Annotated in this window: 21 protein-coding genes; 9 read left to right on the forward strand and 12 right to left on the reverse strand. The window is 31.6% G+C overall.

The window, feature by feature from the left end:
- Positions 1–53: 53 nt before the first annotated feature.
- Positions 54–254, reverse strand: coding sequence for a hypothetical protein (locus WFZ85_RS07230; RefSeq protein ID WP_342695623.1), 201 nt, complete (start codon positions 252–254; stop codon positions 54–56).
- Between the two features lie 97 nt (positions 255–351).
- Entirely contained in the window at positions 352–846 is a 495-nt protein-coding gene (locus tag WFZ85_RS07235; RefSeq protein ID WP_342695624.1) for a metallophosphoesterase family protein, read from the reverse strand.
- An 89-nt stretch (positions 847–935) separates the two neighbouring features.
- Between WFZ85_RS07235 and truA the strand changes: the two genes are divergently transcribed.
- Both truA and WFZ85_RS07245 read left to right on the forward strand, forming a co-directional pair.
- Complete coding sequence (truA, locus tag WFZ85_RS07240) at positions 936–1688, forward strand: tRNA pseudouridine(38-40) synthase TruA (protein ID WP_342695625.1); 753 nt, start codon at positions 936–938, stop codon at positions 1686–1688.
- A 51-nt stretch (positions 1689–1739) separates the two neighbouring features.
- Positions 1740–3497, forward strand: coding sequence for an ABC transporter ATP-binding protein (locus WFZ85_RS07245; protein ID WP_342695626.1), 1758 nt, complete (start codon positions 1740–1742; stop codon positions 3495–3497).
- A 26-nt stretch (positions 3498–3523) separates the two neighbouring features.
- On the opposite strand, the gene WFZ85_RS07250 is transcribed toward WFZ85_RS07245, so the two are convergent.
- Positions 3524–3907, reverse strand: a complete 384-nt coding sequence (locus WFZ85_RS07250; protein ID WP_342695627.1) for a helix-turn-helix domain-containing protein — start codon at positions 3905–3907, stop codon at positions 3524–3526.
- 209 nt (positions 3908–4116) lie between these two features.
- Between WFZ85_RS07250 and WFZ85_RS07255 the strand changes: the two genes are divergently transcribed.
- From WFZ85_RS07255 to WFZ85_RS07280, 6 genes are read left to right on the forward strand one after another with little or no spacing between them, the layout of a single operon-like run.
- On the forward strand, positions 4117–4317 hold the full coding sequence (locus WFZ85_RS07255) for a hypothetical protein (RefSeq protein WP_342695628.1): 201 nt from the start codon (positions 4117–4119) through the stop codon (positions 4315–4317).
- Positions 4318–4369: 52 nt separating this feature from the next.
- Positions 4370–5581: an aspartyl protease family protein gene (locus tag WFZ85_RS07260; RefSeq protein ID WP_342695629.1), complete on the forward strand. Its 1212-nt coding sequence runs from the start codon at positions 4370–4372 to the stop codon at positions 5579–5581.
- 22 nt (positions 5582–5603) lie between these two features.
- Entirely contained in the window at positions 5604–6812 is a 1209-nt protein-coding gene (locus tag WFZ85_RS07265; protein ID WP_342695630.1) for a hypothetical protein, read from the forward strand.
- 17 nt (positions 6813–6829) lie between these two features.
- Positions 6830–7633, forward strand: a complete 804-nt coding sequence (locus WFZ85_RS07270) for a tetratricopeptide repeat protein (RefSeq protein WP_342695631.1) — start codon at positions 6830–6832, stop codon at positions 7631–7633.
- The gene (locus WFZ85_RS07275; protein WP_342695632.1) at positions 7624–8808 is read left to right on the forward strand and encodes a cysteine peptidase family C39 domain-containing protein; all 1185 of its coding nucleotides are present in this window, start codon (positions 7624–7626) and stop codon (positions 8806–8808) included. The genes WFZ85_RS07270 and WFZ85_RS07275 overlap by 10 nt, the downstream gene beginning before the upstream one ends.
- 51 nt (positions 8809–8859) lie before the next feature.
- The gene (locus WFZ85_RS07280) at positions 8860–9411 is read left to right on the forward strand and encodes an ATP-binding cassette domain-containing protein (RefSeq protein ID WP_342695633.1); all 552 of its coding nucleotides are present in this window, start codon (positions 8860–8862) and stop codon (positions 9409–9411) included.
- A gap of 80 nt (positions 9412–9491) precedes the next feature.
- On the opposite strand, the gene WFZ85_RS07285 is transcribed toward WFZ85_RS07280, so the two are convergent.
- Together WFZ85_RS07285 and WFZ85_RS07290 are read right to left on the reverse strand one after the other, a co-directional pair.
- A complete protein-coding gene (locus tag WFZ85_RS07285; RefSeq protein ID WP_342695634.1) occupies positions 9492–10160 on the reverse strand; it encodes a formyltransferase family protein in 669 nt (222 codons plus the stop codon).
- The gene (locus tag WFZ85_RS07290; protein ID WP_342695694.1) at positions 10157–10648 is read right to left on the reverse strand and encodes a GNAT family N-acetyltransferase; all 492 of its coding nucleotides are present in this window, start codon (positions 10646–10648) and stop codon (positions 10157–10159) included. Before WFZ85_RS07290 ends, WFZ85_RS07285 begins: the two co-directional genes overlap by 4 nt.
- Positions 10649–10909: 261 nt before the next feature.
- Here WFZ85_RS07290 and WFZ85_RS07295 point away from each other — a divergent pair, with 261 nt between their 5' ends.
- The gene (locus WFZ85_RS07295) at positions 10910–11050 is read left to right on the forward strand and encodes a hypothetical protein (protein WP_342695635.1); all 141 of its coding nucleotides are present in this window, start codon (positions 10910–10912) and stop codon (positions 11048–11050) included.
- Positions 11051–11810: 760 nt separating this feature from the next.
- Here WFZ85_RS07295 and WFZ85_RS07300 read toward each other — a convergent pair.
- The 7 genes from WFZ85_RS07300 to WFZ85_RS07330 form a co-directional block, all read right to left on the reverse strand.
- Positions 11811–12467, reverse strand: coding sequence for a hypothetical protein (locus WFZ85_RS07300; RefSeq protein WP_342695636.1), 657 nt, complete (start codon positions 12465–12467; stop codon positions 11811–11813).
- A 1-nt stretch (position 12468) separates the two neighbouring features.
- Complete coding sequence (locus WFZ85_RS07305; protein WP_342695637.1) at positions 12469–12816, reverse strand: hypothetical protein; 348 nt, start codon at positions 12814–12816, stop codon at positions 12469–12471.
- Positions 12813–13703, reverse strand: coding sequence for a hypothetical protein (locus tag WFZ85_RS07310; protein WP_342695638.1), 891 nt, complete (start codon positions 13701–13703; stop codon positions 12813–12815). The genes WFZ85_RS07305 and WFZ85_RS07310 overlap by 4 nt, the downstream gene beginning before the upstream one ends.
- On the reverse strand, positions 13694–14041 hold the full coding sequence (locus WFZ85_RS07315) for a hypothetical protein (RefSeq protein ID WP_342695639.1): 348 nt from the start codon (positions 14039–14041) through the stop codon (positions 13694–13696). The genes WFZ85_RS07310 and WFZ85_RS07315 overlap by 10 nt, the downstream gene beginning before the upstream one ends.
- A gap of 161 nt (positions 14042–14202) precedes the next feature.
- The gene (locus WFZ85_RS07320) at positions 14203–15114 is read right to left on the reverse strand and encodes a hypothetical protein (protein ID WP_342695640.1); all 912 of its coding nucleotides are present in this window, start codon (positions 15112–15114) and stop codon (positions 14203–14205) included.
- Between the two features lies 1 nt (position 15115).
- Positions 15116–15400: a hypothetical protein gene (locus WFZ85_RS07325; protein ID WP_143065620.1), complete on the reverse strand. Its 285-nt coding sequence runs from the start codon at positions 15398–15400 to the stop codon at positions 15116–15118.
- On the reverse strand, positions 15378–15746 hold the full coding sequence (locus WFZ85_RS07330) for a hypothetical protein (protein WP_342695641.1): 369 nt from the start codon (positions 15744–15746) through the stop codon (positions 15378–15380). The genes WFZ85_RS07325 and WFZ85_RS07330 overlap by 23 nt, the downstream gene beginning before the upstream one ends.
- Between the last annotated feature and the right edge of the window lies 1 nt (position 15747).

Genomic DNA, 15747 nt, shown 5'->3' on the forward strand with positions numbered 1-15747 from the left:
GAACAGAGTTAAATGTGATGGTAATTTTAAAATATTACTAATAATAGAGGAACCTAAACGTTATTTTTTTTCTTTAAGTATTTGATATATAGTATAAATCCAAAAATAATCATGGCGATACCAATAATTCGTAAACTGTCGCCCAAAATAGAATTTCCTTCAATAGTTACGCCAAAACCTTCAACAATTCTAGGTAAAAAACCACCAAAAACAATTAGCAAAATCGGACCCGTTTTTTTTGATAAATCATTCATGTTAAACAATTTAATAGTTTAAAAAAAAATTGATAAAAACATATTTCAAATATATAAAACAAAATGATAGATGTAAAACTCCAAACTTCCAACTAACCTACTTCTTCCCTATTTCAACAATCTCCAAATTCTGAATTTTGTCTCCATCAATTTCAAAACGAAGCATCGTTCGAACTTGATGAAAACCATAAATGCCACAAGCTCCAGGATTCATGTGAAGAAGATTAAGTTTTTTGTCAAACTGAACTTTCAATATATGTGAATGACCACAAATGAAAAGTTTGGGAGGATTATTTTGAATTTCTGACCTAATAGTTTGATTGTATTTCCCAGGATAACCTCCAATGTGGGTAATCCAAACATCAACGCCTTCACACATAAATCTATTATTCATTGGAAATTCCATTCGGGCTTTTTCATCATCTATATTACCGTAAACGGCTCGTAATGGTTTTAAAGATTTCAAAGCATCGGTAACTTTCAAATCACCAATATCGCCAGCATGCCAAACTTCGTCAGCTTGCTGAACATATTTTATAATAGTATCATCAATATGGCTATGCGTATCTGAGAGCAACAGAATTTTCGTCATGAAGCAAAAGTAAATTAATAATTGAAATTTGAAATTGCACATGCTCTTCTATTTTGTAATTTTGCAATCCAAATAAATTTCTGTCAACATTGAGATATTTCATAGAATTAGCCTACAAAGGAACAAACTATCACGGTTGGCAATATCAACCCGATGCCAATTCTGTGCAGGAAACACTCAATAAAGCATTGTCTATTTTACTAAAAACTGAGATAGACATTGTTGGCGCTGGAAGAACAGATACTGGAGTTCATGCCAAACAAATGTATGCTCACTTTGATTTTGATAATCAAATAAATGCCTCGCAACTCGTTAACAAACTTAATTCGTTTTTACCCAAAGACATAGTTATTTTTGACATTATCAATGTAGCTGACGATGCTCATGCACGTTTTGATGCCAGCCGAAGAACCTATGAATACCACATTCATACTTTTAAAAGCGCTTTTAATAATGAAGGAAGTTGGCTATATAAAATTCCCTTGCATTTAGATAAAATGAACGAAGCGTGTCAAATTCTTTTCAAATACAATGACTTTGAATGCTTTTCTAAAACCAATTCTGATGTAAGAACATTTAATTGTAGTATTTTTGAAGCCAATTGGAAGCGCGATGAAAATAAAATTATCTTTACCATTGCTGCCGATCGGTTTTTGCGGAATATGGTTCGAGCTATTGTAGGCACAATGATAGCTATTGGAACAGAAAAAATTACAGTAGTAGATTTTGAAAAAATAATTTTAAGTAAAGATAGAGGTCAAGCCGGATTTTCAGTTCCAGCGCATGGTTTATATCTTACGCAAATTGAATATCCCTTTTTAGAAATTAAAAAATTTATATAGAGGAAAAATAACTCTCACTAACAAGATTGAAACTTTCCTCATAACGAAATAATGGAAGCAAAAGCATTTGACACACGGTTGTTTAAACGCATTTTAAAATATACCAAACCCTATAAATTCAGATATTATGGTGTAATTTTATTCGCGGTTTCATTATCAGTTTTTGCTGCACTTCGTCCCTATTTATTAAAACAAACTGTTGATGAATATATAAAACCTAAAGATGAATATGGGTTGCTGTTTTATGTAACCATTATGGGAGTCGTACTTATTTTAGAAACATTTTCATCCTTCTTTTTTGTGTACTGGGCCAATTTGTTGGGACAAGATATAATAAAAGACATTAGAATTAAATTGTTCAAACACATGTTGAGTTTTAGAACAAAATATTTCGATAATACACCAGTTGGTCAACTTGTTACTCGTTCAGTATCAGATATTGAACAAATTGCCCGTATTTTTAGTCAAGGATTGTTCATGATAATTAGTGACATGCTAAAAATGGTTGTTGTACTCATTTTTATGTTTTACATGAATTGGAGATTAACTTGGATTGTAATACTGGCGATGCCAATTTTAGTTTACATCACACGAATTTTTCAACGAAAAATGCAAATCGCATTTGAAGAGGTTCGAAATCAAGTGGCCAATATGAATACTTTTGTTCAAGAACGTGTTACTGGAATGAAGATTGTACAACTTTTTAATAGAGAAGCTATCGAATATGAAAAGTTTAAAGAAATTAATCAGAAACACAATAAAGCGTGGATAAAAACTATTTTTTATAATTCTATTTTCTTCCCGATTGCTGATATTATTTCTTCATTAACTCTTGGTGCTGTCGTGCTTTATGGAGGATTTCATATTTTGGATGGTGACAAGTTTACCACATTTGGCGATTTATTTTCTTACACCATGTTTATTGGAATGTTATTTAATCCCTTAAGACAAATTGCTGATAAGTTTAACGAAATGCAAATGGGAATGATTGCAGCCAATCGTGTTTTTGATATTCTAGATAGTGATAAGGATGTCCAGTTAGATGGTGCGAAAACAGCCAATCATTTCCAAGGGAACATTCGTTTTGAAAATGTTAGATTTGGTTATATCGAAAATGAGGAAGTATTAAAAGGAATTAATCTAGATGTTAAAAAAGGAGAAACAATTGCGATTGTGGGTGCAACTGGTGCAGGAAAATCTACAATTATCAATTTATTAAATCGTTTTTACGAAATAAATTCTGGAGCCATTTATGTCGATAACCAAAATATAAATGATTTTAAATTAGAAAGTTTACGAACACAAATAGCTATTGTTCTGCAAGATGTATTTCTTTTTGCAGATACCATACACAATAATATAACGCTTAACAATGCTGAAATAACCCGCGAAGAAGTAATTGAAGCTGCTAAAAAAATTGGCGTTCATAAGTTCATAAAGAGCTTACCTGGTGGTTATGATTATGATGTTAAAGAACGTGGCGTAATGCTTTCCTCCGGACAAAGACAGTTAATTGCATTTTTGCGAGCCTACGTCAGTAATCCTAGTATTTTGATTTTGGATGAGGCAACCTCTTCTATAGATACTTATAGTGAGGAATTAATTCAAAAAGCTACAAAAAAAATCACAAAGGGCAGAACTTCCATTATCATTGCACATAGACTAGCTACAATTGTTAATTCTGATAAAATTATTGTAATGGATAAAGGTCAAATTGTAGAAGAAGGTACGCATCAAGATTTAGTTACTAAAGAAAAAGGATATTATAAAAATTTATATGATTCGCAGTTTGCTGTAGATTTAAACTAAAAAAACACAAAGCAAAAATGAATTTTTTATGTTTTTTTTGCTAATAAACTAACGAGCAATTCATTTTGTAACTCCATCAAAACAGTAATCTTATTTTGGTTATCCACTATACTTTCTATCAATTCTGGAGGAGTAGAATAATTTATAGTAGAGTTATTTGGATTGACCACATATTGATTGCCTTTAAATTTTGCATTGCCAAAATTCACATTTTCCACATTTTTAAGTAATTCATAAACATCAGTTTCAAAACAATCGGCAATTTTTAAAAGGTTTTCTGAATTTGGTATCGATTTGTCTGATTCCCCCTTGCCAATAGCGGCTTTGGAGATATTGAGTTCTATTGCCAACTTTTCTAATGAAATTCCTTTTTTATTTCTGTAATTACGTAGTTTTGTTCCTAGAGTCATTATTTATAATTTTTAGCTAAAGTATGAAATAAACTCTAGTAACCAAAAAAAGACACTTTAGTTTACCTTTACTTTAATTGTTATGAGTTTACTTTGAACAAATCATTCTTACATTTGTTTTAGCAAACTAACTGCAGTGGTTAATTAAAATTATTGTAAAATGTTTTTTGGTAAAAAAAATATTTATTAATCATCTAAAAAAAACAGTAATGATGAAAAAAGAAAAATTAAGTTTAGATGCCTTTAAAGCAATGGCGGACAATGTACAAAGCGAAGAGGTAATGAGTAATATTGAGGGCGGAACATGGTCTGACTGCCACGGATTTTGGGGTTGGTTAGGGAAAGCATGGAGATCAAATAAAGAAGAAAACGGTCCTAATTCTGCTGGATTTAGCTGGGGCGAACAATAATTTATTTGCTACATACACGACTAATTATTAGTCGTGTATTTTTTTAAAGATTATGACTTATAAAAAAAACATTTTCTCTTTATTATTAATAGTTTTAATCTTCACTAATATTTTTAGTGTTTTTTCACAAAACAAAAATACATTTTTTACAGGAAGTATAGTGCAAAATTCCTTTGTAGAGGAAATACCTTTTGATTTAGTTGAAGGGCAAATAATAATAAAAGTCGATATCAAAAATAATATTTATAATTTTTTATTCGATACTGGAGCACCAGTTGTAGTTGACATTCAAATTGCTAATTTATTAAAGAAAAGTAAAGTTTATCAAAACGTTTTTGATAGTAATGGAAATATACAGAAACTTCCTAAACAGAAGATTAATGATTTGAAAATAGGTAAAATTGTTTTTAAAAATATTACAACTATAGTTTCAGATTTAAATTACATTAAAGAAATTGGATGTGTTAATATTCAAGGAGTTATTGGTGCTAATTTAATGGCAAATGCGGTATGGCAAATAAATTATGCTCAAAAAAAAATTATTTTTACAAACAATATAAAATCGCTGCATTTGTCTTCAGATTTTAAACCTATTAAATTTACTATAGAAAAAACAGGAACTCCTATAATCCCTTTTTATATAGAAGAAACCAAAGCTGATAATGTAATAATAGATACAGGTTCAAGAGGATCTTTTACAATATCAAAAAATGATTTTCAAAATATTCACAAAGACTTGAGGACTATAATAAGTTATGGACTTAGTCCGGGTGCATTTGGAGTCGAATTGGATACAATGCAAACGTATAAATGTAAAAACATTTTAATTGGAAATAATTTAAAACTTGATTCAACACTTGTTTCTATTAGAAATAGAAAAGTGACAAAAAAAATAGGTTTTGAAATTCTCAAGAATTATATAGTCACATTAGATTGGAAAAATAATGAAGTATATTTTCAAGAGTTGATTTATACTCCTTTAGAAAACAACAATTCGTTTGGATTTAATTTAATTTATTATGAAGGTAAGGTAATTATTGGAAAAATCTATAAAAACTCTTCAGCTGATTTAAAGGGGATAAAGATATTTGATGAAGTTTTGAAAATAAACGATATTAATTGTGAAAATTTATCAAATGGTGATTATTGTTTATTAAAGAGAGATGCTTTTAATAGCAATAAAATTAAAATTACTATTAAACGAGATAAGATGTTATTGGATTTGATTTTAATAAAATCAGACTTATTTAGAATATCAGAATAATATTAAATTGTTAAATTTCTTTATGAATAACCCTATATACAATATTTCAAAACCCTTTTTAAACGATGGTTTTGCAAAACTAAACCAAAACATAAAAATACTGCTTTATAAAAAAAAAGAAGACATTTTTGATTTTATAGATTTTGAAAACGATAAAATATTTTCAGAACCATTATTGTTTGCTTATTTTAACAACAAGTTGCAAAAGAGTCAATCCATAGAATCTGTGATTTATGGTTATTCTGAAAAAAATATAAAATTTGATTTGTTTTCGGACGAGTTTGGCAGAATATATTTACCAAATATCGGTTGGTTTTTAACAAAAAAGCCAAACGATAGTTTTGTTTTTGACAAATCAAATATGAAATTATTTAAAGAAAACATAGAAATTGATTTTGTTTTGGAAGAATTAGAGATTGTTGAAAATACTTCTATTGAACTTTTAAAATATTCCATTCCTTTATTAAAACAGTTTTACTTCAATACAGAAAATCATCTATTAGATGTTGAAATAGAAAACATTACAAAAAAACAAATTAAGTTTTTAACCATAGCATATAATCTAATAAGAACATTCGTTTCTACTCAATATGAACTCATTGAAAAATATTCACCAAAATGTGTGATTTTTTATGTTGACACATATCAGAGAAATTCATTTGCTACATTATCTGCCCAAGGAATCGGTTTTTTCAATGCTTATCAGGATGACTACGATGATGTTTTTTTTGTGGATGATATTGCACATCAAACAGGCCATGTAATATTTAATATAATGATTTATGAATCAAATCGATTTTTTAAAAAAGATAAGTATACAATTCTTGAAGTAATAAATATGCCCGATGGATCTTTGATTGAAAATAGGGATTTGCATGTTATTTTTCATGCGCTTTATACTTATTATACTAGCTTCATCTGTTTGGATGCTTGTATAGAAAACAATGTTTGGGAAGGCAAAAAAAAACATGAAGCTATGGGTAGAATAGCATTTTATATTAACAAATGCTATAGTGATATATTACTGATTGATAATCCAATACATTCCGAAGAAAAAGCCACTGAATATTTCACAAATGATGGTTTGCTAATTTATAGAGAATTAAAGATAAAATGGAAAGATATGTATAAGAAATGGTTTGACACTACAAAGCACTTTGATATGAGCAATCAACCATATAATTTTACATATTCAAAATTTTTAGAATTAAACCCTTTACCACAAAACTAAATTTTAAACAGTATATCATGATAAAAAGCATAATAACAATATCCCTATTTGTTGCTTTAAATTGTTTTAGCCAAACAACTCCAAAGGAATTAGCAGATAAAAAAGCAAAACAAGAAGCAATAATAAAAGAACATTTGGAAAATGGAGCGTGGCAACATATGATGTTTTCAAAAGAGTGGCAAGATAACATTGATTTAGGATTAAAAAAAGACAGTACAATTGCTTATTTATGGCAACAAAAAGCAATGCCTTATTTTAAATTAAGAAAATGTGAAATAGGTATGCCTTTTATAGACAAAGCTGTTCAATATGACGCAAAGAGATGGCAACCCTATCGTGCATTTATTAAGTGCATTTTTGCAAGAAATTATAGAGATGCAAAATTAGATTTTGAGGATTGTATAAAAAAGTTTGGCAATAATTATGAGATGGATCATACCTATAATTTTTATATTGGATTGTGTTATTTGCAATTGAATGAATATGAAAAGGCGGAACAAAAATTCAAAGAATATAATGAGGATATTTTAAAAAATCGTCAAGGATTAGAACATCCTACGGCTCTATTTTATTATGGAATTTCAAAATATGAATTACAAAAATGGGAAGAAGCAATTATAGAATTTGATAAAGCACTTAAAATTTATCCAAATTTTTCTGATGTGAAATTCTACAAAGCCATGTGTTTTATGAAAATTAATAAAGAAAAAGAAGCTATGACATTGCTAGACGAAGGAAAAAATGATGACGAAAAAGGTTATACAATTAATGAGGATAATGCTATTTATGAAAAATATCCTTACCAGGTTATATGGAAATAAAAAATAAATTTCCTCATTTCAAGCAATTAGATTCTAGAGACTGCGGCCCCACCTGTCTTAGAATGATAGCCAAGCACTATGGCAAAAAATTTTCGAGAGAATTTTTGAGAGAAAAAGCTAACATTACACTTACTGGTGTTACGATGGCTGGCATTGCAGAAGCAGCAGAAGCTATCGAGATGCGAACTCTCGGGATGAGAATTTCAATGGAGAGTTTGGTTGCCGAAGCTCCTACTCCATTTATTGTCCCGTGGCGACAAAAACATTTTGTGGTAGTTTACAAAACATCAAAAACTAAAATATATGTTGCTGACCCTGCTCAAGGTTTACTTACCTACACACATGAAGAATTTAAGAAAGCATGGACAAATACAACTGACGATACAGGCTTTGTCTTATTATTAGAACCCAATGCACAGTTTTATAATTTAGAAGAGGACAAAACAAAAGTAAAAGGATTTTCTTTTCTACTGCCTTATTTTAGACCATATAAAAAACTAATTAAACAACTTTTTATTGGATTATTAGTAGCTACGGTTATTCAGTTTATTTTGCCTTTTTTAATGCAAACCGTTGTAGATGTAGGTGTTAATAATAGAGATATTCCTTTTATTTATCTAGTCCTTATATCACAACTAACTTTGATTTTGTCTCAAACTTTAGTAAGCATTTTTAGAGAATGGCTTTTAATTCATATAACCAGTCGTTTTAACATCAAAATGATATCTGATTTTTTGTTCAAAATGCTAAAACTCCCTGTCTTATATTTTGATACTCGAAATGCAGGAGAACATTTACAACGCATTACCGACCACACCCGTATTCAAAATTTTGTGTCTTCATCAACTTTGAATATGATATTTTCGATGATTACTTTTTTAGTATTTAACTGTATATTGATTTATTATAATCTTCAAATTTTCTTTGTATTTATTATTGGTTCTGGACTTTATGTGAGTTGGACTTTCTTTTTCTTAAAAAAACGAGCCGCCTTGGATTACAAACGTTTTGATGAAACATCTCAAAGTCAAACCAATTTATTACAAATAATTAGTGGTGTAAAAGAAATAAAACTAAATAATTCTCAAAGAAAAAACCGTTGGAAATGGGAATTTACACAGATTAGTTTATTTAAAACATCTTTGAGCTCTTTGAAATTATCACAATATCAATAATCTATTGGAGCTACATTTATTAATGAACTAAAAAATATTATCATTACTTTTTTGGCTGCTACAGCTGTTGTCAAAGGGAATTTAACTTTAGGAATGATGATTTCAACACAATATATTGTAGGTCAATTAAATCTACCTTTGAGTAATTTTATAACTTTTATTCAAACATGGCAAGATGCAAAAATAAGTTTAGAACGATTATCACAGGTGCATACTCGTGATGATGAAGATTTAATCTCTGCAAACAAAGATAGAGAGCTACCGCAAAATAAGTTTATTGAATTAAAAGATTTATCCTATAGGTATGGAGGAAAATCGACACCTTTTGTTTTAAAAAAAATAAGTTGTGTTTTCCCAGAGGGCAAAACTACAGCAATTGTTGGAGCAAGTGGTAGCGGTAAAACCACCTTAATGAAATTATTATTAAAATTTTATGAACCCACTGTTGGCAGTATTACTATTGGAAATACAGAACTAAATGCCATTAATAATGATTTTTGGAGAATGAATTGTGGCGCAGTAATGCAAGATACTTTTATGTTTAATGATACTATTGCTGGTAATTATAATCGAAAAATTGAAATGTGCCACTTTGTAAATTGAAATGTGCCACTTTTTGAGCAAATATAAACATTCTTTAAATAACATTTAAACGAAATTTAAAGCCCCAATAAGGGGCTTTTTTATGTACTTGGAGAACCGTAACGCTCAATCATAAGCAAATCGGGTTTATACACATCTTTTACATCTGTATTCGGCTCAAAGGTGCTAAATTCTTTCTTCTGTGGCTTTTTTATAATTATTCCGTTACTTATATCAAATAACGCTTTTTCAATCAAACGTAGCCCCATAGATTGTAATTCATGCTCCCATAATAGTCGTGCTGCTTTCCTTGAGTCCATTGCGTACATTTTAGGATCAATAAAGCAAAAGTCCTGGTAAGCAATATCGCCTCTATCGATACCGTCATTTAACCAAAATACAGAACCTCCAGTTATTGGGTCACGCATTCGGATTGCCCACTCAATAGATGAACGCCCACGATGGCGAGGTAATAGACTCGGATGGTATCCAATCCACCCAATTTTAGCCTTGTACCTTGTTTTCTTTCCTATATAATCAAATGAATGGGCAGTAATTCCAATATCTACATTGTCCGGGAAAGTATCAGCGGTTAATGTTCCTGCTGGTACATGCTTAATCCCAAAAGTATGAGCTATTTTTGTAACATACTTATCATCTAATGGCGAACATACGCCTACAATTTCGACAAAATCAAGCCTATTACAAAGGCTGAAAACTTGCTCTCCGAAATACTTTTGTCCAGATATAAAAACTCTTATTTTTTTCATTTTCCTAAATATTTAAACGCCTGTACGGCTCTAAAATGGCCACCATAACCACACCCAGTTATCGTGCCTTTTCCAGTTCTATTAATACTATCTTTACTCCTTACTTTATTTGAGCCGTGGAGCATTGCATTAGTTTGAAGCCATTTGTTAGAATGCCTCAAATAACCGCATAATTGTGGGTGTGAAGTATGAAAAAAGGTGTGATATTTATGCCCACATCTTCCGTTACCGTCTAAATGATATTGCATTACTTCATTTAAAAAAGCAGTTCCAACGCCTGCACCCTGCCACTCGGGCATAACAACTAATCGGGTTGCACGGTAAGCCTTTGCAGTAAATAAAGGGCAAACGGCTAAATGAGCCACAAGCTCTCCGTTTACCGTAGCGACAAAATATTCAGCTGCAGGAGGGTGGGGCAAATCTAAATAATAATGCTCTTTAAAATACTTCCAGTAAGTTCCGTTTGTCTTCCAAATGTCGAGCTTGATAGGTGGGCGTTTTTGGACTTTTTTTTTACTTCACCAGTTCGAGTATCATATACCCAATCTGGTTGCAACCACTCTACAATATCATAGTGACATGAAAGTAGTACGATTTGTTTGCCTTTTGTTCGCCTCCACGATTTAGCGAAAGCCGATGCACCAATTTGAGCTATTTGACGGTCAACGACACTCGTAAACTCATCAATAACCACTTTGTCGGGAGCATCGCAAATTAGCCGAGCTAATCCCGCTCTATATTGCTCTCCATTGGATAACGCCTTAAATGGGCGTAGCCAAGCCGGAACATCTCCAAGACCTACAGCCGATAAAGATGCCGTAACTTCATTTAAGGACTTTTTAGGGGCGATATTATCTACAATGGGTAAATTATTATCCCAACCCGAATAAAGGTCGTGAATAGCAACATTTGACCAAATTTGCTTACCTATTGAAGTTTTGCCTGAACCCGATGCACCTACAATAAGTCCTATTTGCCACTCGTCATCTTCTATTGGTAGCTCTGCCGTATGTTTCCACTCGTGGCCACTTTCGGTATTAAATAACGATTTTACTTTTTAAGCTCTAAAACTCTCAAAGTTTTTACAACTGTGATTTACTTCAATTTTCATACACTAACTACTTTTAAATCTTTAAACCCCATTTCTTTTAATTTTTCAAAAATTTGTTTTTGCTCCTCCTCGTTACTACACTTCACGATAACGGCATGTTGTTCTTTGTACCTAAAATTTTTACTCATTCGTTTTTTGATTGATGATTAATTAATGATTATATTTGTGCCTCTGACCACTAAACATAAAAAACCCACAAGCTAAAGAAGACTTATGTCCTCCGTAGCCTGTGGGTTCTTGTTTAAAAAGTGGTCAGAGATTTTTTAAAGCGGAGGACTTTTTTACGCTATCCTACCAAAGCGTTGATTTTTTTAAAAATCCACCTCCTTAATGACTTTTGCCACTAATTTGGTGGATTTTTTATTAAACAACTTTATCCGTGGCTTTCGCCGTTTCAAAAGTGTTTAAAACAGGTGGTCTCTATGCCAGTCCCTAATGCTTACAATTTCTCTAGCAACTCGGGTAGACTCTATCGCCTCCTTACGGGTTACAATTTCTATCGCCCTAACAGGTGGTGTCTTTAACCTCCTTACAATCTTTTAGACTAATTTATAATCTAGTGTTTTTCTTCCAATATTTTCATCATACTTTAATATCATTTCTAATACTCCTTTTGAATTGGAATAATAGGTTTTATCGCCTTTTTTTACTTTAATTCTAAACCTTAAATAAACCCAACTTCTATTATCATGATTATTTTTAGTGCCATAACCAAGAGCTAAACTCTGAAATTGATTAGCATTTTTAAAATAGAACGCTTGACCAAAGTCTAAAACCATGTCCTTACCAGTAATCAAAATTTCAGAAGGTCTTTTTGGGTTTTGAGGATCAGGATAAATGGCATGTTTAAATCCTGATGATTTAAGTTTTATTCCACCAGTTCTAATTGTTCTTTTTGGCTTGTATCGGTCAATTAACAACCAAACTTCGTCAGCTGCTTCTAAAATCCAATCTTCTTTTAATTGCATTCGCAGTAAATGAACTTGATTAATGCCGTTTACATTGTACTGCTTTTGATTTTCAAATTTGCTCCAAGAAAAATCTAACTCAATATTATGGATGGCCGATTCAACTGCTTTACGAGCTACATCGTTAAACTCATCGGCAAACAAGATGTATTTTGTTTCTTTATCGGCAACGGCAAGTAGCTTTTCTGCACTATCTTGTTTTTGTTCTATGTCAAATACTGTACTCATTCTATATTGCTTTTAAATCGTTATAATCACGGAGCTTTGTTTCATATAAAGCCTCCAAATCCTTAGCGTCTTCTAAAATTCCTTTTGTAAATTGAATTTCATAAAACAACCTTTTCAGTTCTTGACGACGATAATCTAAACTTTCTCTATCGGTAACATCATGATTTACTTTTGGTAAAGGGTCTAAAAAAATCTCATCTTCTTTTAACCCTAAATAGTCCGTTGGATTATCGGTTTCAACTTTTATCAATTTTTCGCCTTTTGGCAAAACATCCTTATCAATTTCATTGCTATGAAAAGCAACTACAACTCTTTCTACGATATGTAAATAATAATTTGTCTTTGTCATTTTTTCCAAATTGCTAAATAGTTAATAATTGAGCGACTTCTATTTTCAGAGTTGTTACAAGCTACTACAATTCTACCATTTGAATATTGAACTTGATAATTACACCAAAAAGAGTCGTCTCCATTAACATCACCGCTAAAATTTATTTCCCCTATTGAAGGAACAAACCCAACTAAATGATAAATGTTATAACCTGATGGAGGATAGATGTAAGCATAATTTACTGTAAAATTGAACATATTAGGACCAGTTGCTCTATTATATGTAATTGTTGAGCCATGTGTAAATGCTAAATCATTAAATGGTTTGTTTTTTATATAGGCATCACTGGTAGGAGATGTCATATTCCAATCCGCTTGAACATTTACTTCCGCACCTGCTTCAATAGAGTTTAAATGATTAAGCATTGAAACCGTAAAGGCTAAATAATTTGGGTCGATAACTACACCTGCAGGAAGTTCAAAATTTGAAAGCTCTTGAATAGTTTTTAATCTTTGAAGTTCCCCAAAGTAAAATAAATCAATCCCACCAGTTCCGCACTTTGCATAAATAGTTCTATACGCTGGCAAACTATCTAAAACACTATCATCATTAGCATCTGTATTATAGTTTACATTTTCAAATTGCTCAATAATGGTAACGGTATCTGCATAATTACCGCCGACAAAAGGAATAATCTCTCCATTGTAAGAAATAAAACCGTTTGACACTACCATTGCAGCAGGGTCAGAACCTGTTACCACAACTCCAGTAATTATTGTTTTTTCTCCTGCAAGTTGTGCCAAAGCTCCAAGCGGCTCACGAAACGCATCTTGAATAAAGCGTAACGTTTTATTTGTACCGGGAAACCCAGTAGCAGAAACGATTAATTTATTACCTAAACCCATAATATTATATAGTTTTTAACGAATAGTTTATAATAGTCAATTTGTGCCTTCATTTTAATTAATAAGGCGTTTTCTTCTTGAGTATTGGTTGGTTTTAAATCAATTGGAACTAATACCAAAAAATCTGCGCCATCTCCAATAAACTCGCTTTCTTCACGAAAATAAACAGGCTTGTTATCGCTTTCTTCATAAAACAAAACGGGCTTGTTTTCTTCGGGTTCATAAAACCACAACGGCTCTCTTAAAATGGCATTTCTTATAATAATTCTACGTTGTAGGTTATCAAAACTATCATTCAAAACCGCCTGTAAATAACATATTTGCGAATTATGATTCACTTTGTATAATGCCTGACGGCGAAACTCCAAAAACTCCAAGTGTAATAGAACTACAGGTTTAAAAAAAACCTCGAGCAATTTTATAGATCTAATTTTACGCAGGAATACTGGCAAATTAAGTATGATAAAAGTTCTCCAATTTATGTTATAAACATTGTCCATTACTCTGAATAAGGTATATAGTTAATTAGTAATTCGCTTTCGTCTAATTTCATGTATCCTGCGTCGGCAATGCGTATCTCGTTAATCGCACCTACATTTTGAACTCCTGTAGTACTATAATCATAAGCTCCATATTTAGAGTATGCCTCACGCACAACTGGTAAATTTACTCCCGATACTTGCTGTAATTTGTCGGTAAGGTGTGTTAATACAAGTTTACCGTTTTCAAAATCAATCGACTTCAAGTAATTTTTAATCTGTGTAATTACGGGAGTGGGATTAGTTCCGTCCAATCTTGAGCCGTCTGCACCTAAAATTAGCGGATCATAATAAATATCCATTTTCAACTTTAATAAGTCGGCCTCTCCAGTTGTAACATTAACAACCGTTCCAGCATCGGCAATATGTTGATTGAAATACACGTCTAAAGCGGTTAAATGTTCGGGCAAAACGGGTGCATACTCTCCTCCCAAGGTTCTAACTACTTTTAGCCTTAATGTTCCGTATCCGTTTTGTACAACTCTTACCGAAGCTGCATTACTAATAATTTTTGCGTTGGCTATCTGCGTATCCGTTAATCCTGTTGTATCGTAATAGTCTGTATCTTGAACCAAGGGAACTCCGTATAAAAAGGCAAGTGCTTTTTCTCTGTACCATTTAGGAGTATGTATTCTTGACGAGGCAATACGCTTTTCAATTTCTGCTTTAAAGGTTTCCCAATATTGCTCCTGTACATATTGAGCAAAGGCAATAATCCAAACCCACAACCTCCAAATTGCGACTTTACTGGTACTATTTGCCGAGTTTAACGTTTGCTCTTGCTCCGTTAATACTTCTAACGCATTAAGTTCAACCGCTGTGGCTTTTGCGTCTAAAATAGTCTGTTGTATTTCCTTTATTGATCTACCCATTTTATAAACTTATTGCAAACTCATAGGCAAACATATCATCTAAAGCGTTTGATAGCTCTAATGTGTTAAAACCACAAGCCGGAATTAATTTTTTATTTTCGTAAAACTCTACTATTTGCTCATCTTTTGAAATTCCATTTGGAACTGATAAAACAGAACCCGGACTTAAAAAGTCAGCAATACCAATATTATTTTCTACAGCCATTTGAACGATACCGTTTAATGTTCCGCAATGGTGTAGCGTAAAATCTAAAAGGCTTTGATTATGTAGTAGTGTTTTTTGCATTTGCTTTTAAAATTCTATTTTCTTTTTTTAACTCGATTATTTCTTGCTGTTGAAGTTTAATTTTTCTGTCCTTAATTTTCAACTCCTCCTCAAGAAGTAATACTTTTCGATTCATTAAATCTTCAAACTCTTTGTAACGAATTTCATAACGACTTTTTAAATCGTCGAGAATTTCTTTGTAATGGCCAGATAATTTAATATCATTTTCAATAGCCGTAGTTTCGGCATTTTCTCGAGCTTGTAGTACCTCTACTTTATATTTGCTCTTTGCAAACAAAAAAGTAAAATATCCTGTACCGCCTACAGCAGTTAAAATTGATGTGATATACACTAAAAAATTGTCCATC

It is taken from the genome of Flavobacterium aureirubrum, assembly GCF_038739835.1.
GTDB classification, from domain to species: domain Bacteria; phylum Bacteroidota; class Bacteroidia; order Flavobacteriales; family Flavobacteriaceae; genus Flavobacterium; species Flavobacterium aureirubrum.

Coding starts and splice junctions, on each gene's coding strand:
- WFZ85_RS07245 (WP_342695626.1), top strand. CDS start 1,740: ATGGAAGCAAAAGCATTTGACACACGGTTGTTTAAACGCATTTTAAAA.
- WFZ85_RS07255 (WP_342695628.1), top strand. CDS start 4,117: ATGATGAAAAAAGAAAAATTAAGTTTAGATGCCTTTAAAGCAATGGCG.
- WFZ85_RS07275 (WP_342695632.1), top strand. CDS start 7,624: ATGGAAATAAAAAATAAATTTCCTCATTTCAAGCAATTAGATTCTAGA.
- WFZ85_RS07285 (WP_342695634.1), bottom strand. CDS start 10,160: ATGAAAAAAATAAGAGTTTTTATATCTGGACAAAAGTATTTCGGAGAG.
- WFZ85_RS07270 (WP_342695631.1), top strand. CDS start 6,830: ATGATAAAAAGCATAATAACAATATCCCTATTTGTTGCTTTAAATTGT.
- WFZ85_RS07250 (WP_342695627.1), bottom strand. CDS start 3,907: ATGACTCTAGGAACAAAACTACGTAATTACAGAAATAAAAAAGGAATT.
- WFZ85_RS07300 (WP_342695636.1), bottom strand. CDS start 12,467: ATGAGTACAGTATTTGACATAGAACAAAAACAAGATAGTGCAGAAAAG.
- WFZ85_RS07305 (WP_342695637.1), bottom strand. CDS start 12,816: ATGACAAAGACAAATTATTATTTACATATCGTAGAAAGAGTTGTAGTT.
- WFZ85_RS07260 (WP_342695629.1), top strand. CDS start 4,370: ATGACTTATAAAAAAAACATTTTCTCTTTATTATTAATAGTTTTAATC.
- WFZ85_RS07265 (WP_342695630.1), top strand. CDS start 5,604: ATGAATAACCCTATATACAATATTTCAAAACCCTTTTTAAACGATGGT.
- WFZ85_RS07325 (WP_143065620.1), bottom strand. CDS start 15,400: ATGCAAAAAACACTACTACATAATCAAAGCCTTTTAGATTTTACGCTA.
- WFZ85_RS07310 (WP_342695638.1), bottom strand. CDS start 13,703: ATGGGTTTAGGTAATAAATTAATCGTTTCTGCTACTGGGTTTCCCGGT.
- WFZ85_RS07320 (WP_342695640.1), bottom strand. CDS start 15,114: ATGGGTAGATCAATAAAGGAAATACAACAGACTATTTTAGACGCAAAA.
- WFZ85_RS07230 (WP_342695623.1), bottom strand. CDS start 254: ATGAATGATTTATCAAAAAAAACGGGTCCGATTTTGCTAATTGTTTTT.
- WFZ85_RS07330 (WP_342695641.1), bottom strand. CDS start 15,746: ATGGACAATTTTTTAGTGTATATCACATCAATTTTAACTGCTGTAGGC.
- WFZ85_RS07235 (WP_342695624.1), bottom strand. CDS start 846: ATGACGAAAATTCTGTTGCTCTCAGATACGCATAGCCATATTGATGAT.